Genomic DNA, 2,099 nt, shown 5'->3' on the forward strand with positions numbered 1-2,099 from the left:
CACCCCACCCTCACCACCCTCCTCCACCACACCCTCAACAACCCCACCACCATCCCCACCCTCCACCGCAAACACCCCGAACCAGAAACCCTCACCACCGCCCTCGCCACCCTCCACACCACCGGCCACACCACCACCCTCCACACCACCACCCCCCAACCCCACCACCTCGACCTGCCCACCTACCCCTTCCAACGCGACCGCTACTGGATGGAGCCGGTCAGGGTCGCCGAGGTCAGTGGTCCGTCGGGGGCCGATCGGCTGCGTTACCGCGTCGCATGGGAGGCCGCTGCCGAGGACTACTCCGTGGCCTCGACGGAGCGCTGGCTGCTCCTCGGCGGAAGCGATCCGGCGGATGCCGGAATCCTCGTCGGCGTCGAAGAGCAACTCGTCGGCCATGGGGCTGCCGTCCAGCGGCTCGACTTACCGGCGTCCGCAGGGCGGGAGGCCATTGCCGAGCTGCTCCGAGCCGCCTGTGAAGGGGCCGAGCCATGCGGGCGGGTTCTGTGGCTCGCGCCTGCGGAGCCAGGTCTTGCCGACGCGGTGGCTCTGCTCCAGGCCCTGGGCGACGCCGGATCGGACGCTCCCGTGTGGGTCGCCACTCGCGGGGCGGTGGCGGCGCAGGCCGGTGAGGCACCGTCCGTCGGGGGAGCACAGCTGTGGGGTCTGGGCCAGGTCGCCGGTCTGGAACTCGCCGACCGCTGGGGCGGCCTGGTGGATCTGCCCGCCGATCCCGCTCCGGCCGCGCTGCGTGGGCTCGCGCGGGTGCTCGTCTCGAACGCCGCGGAGAACCAGGTCGCCGTACGGGCCTCCGGTGTCTTCGTCCGGCGTGTGGTTCCCGCGCCCGGCCGGCCCGTGCGGCACGACTGGGCTCCTTCCGGGACCGTGCTCATCACCGGCGGCACGGGGGCGCTGGGTGCTCAGGTCGCGCGCAGGCTCGCCCTGGCCGGAGCGCCTCACCTGCTGCTGGCCGGACGTCGTGGGAGCAGTGGTGCGGCCGAGCTGGTCGACGAGCTCACCGCGCTCGGCGCAGAGGTCACCGTCGCGTCCTGTGACGCCGCCGACCGCGACGCACTGGTCTCTCTGCTCGCCACGATCCCGGAGCACCGCCCGCTGACGGCTGTGCTGCACGCGGCCGGGGTGCTCGACGACGGAGTGCTCGACGGACTCACCTCCGGGCGCATCGACGCGGTGCTGCGGGCCAAGGCCACCGCCGCTCGCCACCTGGACGAACTGACCTCCGATCTCGACCTGGACGCCTTTGTGCTCTTCTCCTCGATCGTCGGGGTGTGGGGCAATGGCGGGCAGGCCACGTACGCGGCGGCCAACGCGGCCCTCGACGCGCTCGCCCATGGGCGGCGGGCGCGGGGACAGCGCGCCACGTCGATCGCCTGGGGGCCGTGGGCCGGTTCCGGGATGGCGGCCGGCGACGGGGCGAGGTCCTTCGCACGGGACGGCATCGACGTACTGGAGCCGGAACAGGCACTCGACCTGCTGGAGCAGGCAGTGCGCTCCGACGAGACCACCCTGGTCGTCGCCGACGTGGACTGGGAGACCTTCCTGTCGTCCTCGGCGCCCCGCCGCTTCCAGCTGCCGTTGTTCGGCAGGATCCCGGCGGCCCGTGCGGTCGCCGTATCCGCTGCCGACGGCTCACCGGACGACGTGCCCGTCTGGTTGTCGCCGCAGCTCTCGGCGGCCGAGCGGCAGCTCCGTCTGCTGGATCTGGTGCGTACGGAGGCCGCCTCGGTGCTTCGGCACGGCTCGGCCACGGCCGTCGACGCGGAAACGGCGTTCCGGGCAGGTGGGTTCGACTCCCTCACCCTCGTGGAACTGCGCAACCGGCTGGCCTCCGCCACGGGCCTGCGCCTGAGCAACACCCTGTTGTTCGACCATCCGACTCCGGCCGCTGTGGCCGGGTACCTGGGCGAGCAGTTGTTCGGGACCGAGCCGCCCGCGGCGGCCGGCCGCGGGGACACCGGCGCTCGGACCGTCGTCGCATCGGACGAGCCGATCGCGGTGGTGGGTATGGCCTGCCGCTACCCCGGCGGCGTGGCCACGCCCGACGACCTGTGGGAGCTGGTCGCCTCGGGAACCGACGC

At 73.0% G+C, this 2,099-nt stretch carries 1 protein-coding gene; it reads left to right on the forward strand.

The genetic code is table 11. The features are described from left to right. Positions 1-2,099: beta-ketoacyl reductase (locus tag AB0B29_RS37665; protein WP_362247272.1), on the forward strand; the 2,099-nt coding region annotated here is incomplete at both ends.

Origin of the sequence: Streptomyces tibetensis, assembly GCF_040647715.1 — a bacterium.
Classification (GTDB): Bacteria; Actinomycetota; Actinomycetes; order Streptomycetales; family Streptomycetaceae; genus Streptomyces; species Streptomyces tibetensis_A.